1 protein-coding gene is annotated in these 3,212 nt (G+C 47.7%); it reads right to left on the bottom strand.

The genetic code is table 11. The annotated features are described in order from the left end of the window. Positions 1-94 precede the first annotated feature (94 nt). Positions 95-3,073 (bottom strand): Tn3-like element ISShfr9 family transposase, encoded by a 2,979-nt coding sequence (locus OCT63_RS21235; RefSeq protein WP_269984574.1) that lies wholly within the window; start codon positions 3,071-3,073, stop codon positions 95-97. Between the last annotated feature and the right edge of the window lie 139 nt (positions 3,074-3,212).

Below are 3,212 nucleotides of genomic sequence, written 5' to 3'. Positions count from 1 at the left end.
GGGGTTCTAGGGATTTTCCCCTCTAAAAAGACATAATCCTCTGTAGACCACACCAATAAATGGCTGCGGAGGTGGTTTACTTTCAGCTTGGAGCCTAATCATCCACTATCGGCCTTGTTATTTCGCCAATATTGGGCAATTTCCCAGTATTAGTGAAGTTATACGTTCCGCTTAAGTTGATATTTTGCCACGCAACGGGCGAAACAGCACGAGTGATACCCGCTTTCTCTTCATCTCCTCTCGCTTCAAAGTGTCCCAGCAGATGACTCAGTATCGCGGAGTTGAAGTAGATGATCGCGTTGGCAAGCAATCTTGCACATTCATTCCAGATAGCGATTTCACTCTCGTTTTTGCCTCGGAACTGATCGCCATTCACCGACGCAATAGCCCGTCTCAGGAAGTGCCACGCTTCTCCCCGGTTAAGGGCACGCTGAACGTACTGCCGCAAACTGGCATTGTCTATGTAATCCAGTAAATATTGCGCTTTGACCAGTCGATTATACTCCGTCAGCGCCTGTAATGTCGGGTGCCCCGAAGGATAACCAGACAACTTTCTTACCAGCATTGCCTGTGTCGTTCGCTTTGTCTGAAGTGACAGAACAATGCGCCTAATATCCTGCCATCCCGTTTCGATGACATTCGTCCTGATGGGCTTTTTCAGGGCAAGGTTGGTGCCGCCGTGTTCATTTTCAGTTACGTCAAACAGATCATTGATGACACTACTGAACTGCGCGTATCGCGGTGCAAAACTGTAACCGCATAGATCCAGTAAGGCGAAGTTAACATGATTGACACCGTGTGTATCTGTCGAGAGTACGTCAGGTTTGATTTCACTGCTGTTGGATTGTAACAGGTCATAAATATAGTGTGATTCGTGCTCGTTGGAACCGATGATCCGAGCATTGAGGGCGCTGTGGTTGGCCACCAGTGTCATGGCCGTGATCCCTTTGTTGGTGCCGAAATACTTAGAGGAGTACCGGGTTTTAAAGGTTTCCAGATGGGTTTCGAATTTCTGACCATCCGCACTGGCATGCAGCTGGTCCTCCTGAATATGGTAGTGGCGGAAGATGGGTAGCGCTGCAACCGCATTATTGATCACGTCGCTGGCGTCATGCAGCGTTTCAGGCCGGATATAGTTGGCCTGCACCGTACTCAGGTGTTCATAGCTTCGATCGGAGATCTGCGCCATGCCATACACACCACGGTGAGTGGCGTTGGCAATCAGAATGGCCAGTAAATCATCCTGATGAGTGAACCCTTGTTTTTGTATCGGAAGTACATGAGTCAGACATTTCATGAACCCGGTTTCGCGCTCTACATACCGCAGTACATCCGCGATACCGACCGGTTGCATTCGCTTAAAAAAGGGATTGTTGACCAGAGATGTAGCGCTTTTGGTCGGCAGACGCCAGCGGGTACCGGTACGATTTTTCATGATCACATTTCGATTGTCTCCCTCATCAATATGGAGAGCAACGTCTTTGAGTGCACTTTCCAGCCGGTGTTGTTTCTCCTGTAACAATAACTCTGCGGGCTGTTTTAGTCTGTCCAGTGTTGATGAGGCCAGCAAGGTATCCTGCGATGTCTGGGGGATCAGGTCGTCTTCCAGTGCGCGGTATTTGGTAACATTTGGCAAATAAATGCGTCCATTCAGTCGTGAGGTTAACTGCCGGTAGAGCAGCCATTCGTAACGTTGCGGGTTAACGTTATCCTGTTTAACCAACCATGGGAGGTGCTTTTTCGGGATGAGCGACGTATCCATCGTCTTCAGTGGTCCACCGAATGCGATTTCCGTCTGCATCTGTTGAAGTTGGGCGACGACGGCTTCTGAGCCTTTACCGGCCTCACATTCAAGGCACAAGAACACCTGCCTTAACAGTTGCTCCAGGAGATTGCATTGTTCATCGTAATGTTGCCACTGGTACTCTTCCACGGTCCGTTTCTGTTTTTTCAGGTAAAGGCAGAGGGTCTGGATATCCCTGTCATTCATGACCTTCAATGCCTGTTGTCTGACTACTGAGAAGGGTTGATTATCATCAATGTTCTCATCCACAAACAGATGCAGTAACTCTGCCGCTTTCGTGACATTGTCCGCGGCTGACTGCCAGGACAGGAACACTGCTTGTTGTGCAAAGGTGTTGGCAGCTTCTTGTTGCTTGCGGATATGGTAAATGAACCCATCAGTTAACCGTTCCAGTGCCAGTTGTATCCGCTCTGTCAGGTGACATAGCAACCATAGATGCTGCTGTGCGCGTTTGAATCGTTTGAGTTTACTACCGTAATAGTTGATGAGCTCACCGAAGTGTTGTCGATTTTTAAGAGACAGATTAAGCCCATCGATAACGCCATTGATTTGCGTGCGCCATGGCGCTAACTGATGATAAAGGGCAAGCTCTTTTTTAAGTTCAGGTACGGTCAGACTTTTTGCACCGCCTCTGAGCTGGTTCAGGCTTAGTCCGTCATCAATGGCTGTTATGCTGTCCAGAAAGACGTGAAGTTCAGGACTGGTGAGTTGATTAAGTTGGTGCGCCAGGTCTTTTCTGACCTGCTGCATCGCTCTGCTTATCAGTCTCTGGAGTACGGTGTACCTAGGGATAGCAATGCTGTGACTGGTTAGGAATTCAATAGCAGTATCAAAGAGGTAACGCGGCTCCAGCCAGGCATTGCCCACCTGAACAAGGTGGTCGAAAAGAGAATTGAAGTGCTGACTTTCGTCCCATTTGTGATAACCAGCAAGGTCTAATACTTTTGCGTAGAGTCGATCTTTTTGTTTTTGTGAGGGAGTGAATGGTCTGAGCCCCTTGCCGCCAAGCAGCTCTTTACTGATGAACATTAAATCCTTAGAAACCTGCGAGTAAGCGATATCTAGGATGACGGGCTTTGATTTGAAGTATCCCAAAATCGCGACAAAGTAACATCTATGAACTCTGAGACGAATTGACCGAAAAACTGCCAATTCCGCATCGTTCAGAGAAAAGTACAGACGTTGTTCTTCGATTGAAAAAATGGGTGGGGAATAAAGATTTGCCTGTTCTGCTCTCGTGAGAATAGTAATTTCGTTTTTGATGGCCATATCAGGGCTGTTCCGTATTAAATGTACGATATTTACCTAATTTGCCACACTTATAAGTAGTAACCCACCTCCGCAGCCATTTATTGGTGTGGTCTACAGAGAATTATGTCTTTTTAGAGGGGAAAATCCCTAGAACCCC

This window comes from Vibrio sp. RW (assembly GCF_027587105.1).
Taxonomy (GTDB): Bacteria; Pseudomonadota; Gammaproteobacteria; order Enterobacterales; family Vibrionaceae; genus Vibrio; species Vibrio toranzoniae.
The sequence above is the reverse complement of the archived record's forward strand: the minus strand, read 5'-3'. Positions and strand labels throughout refer to the sequence as shown.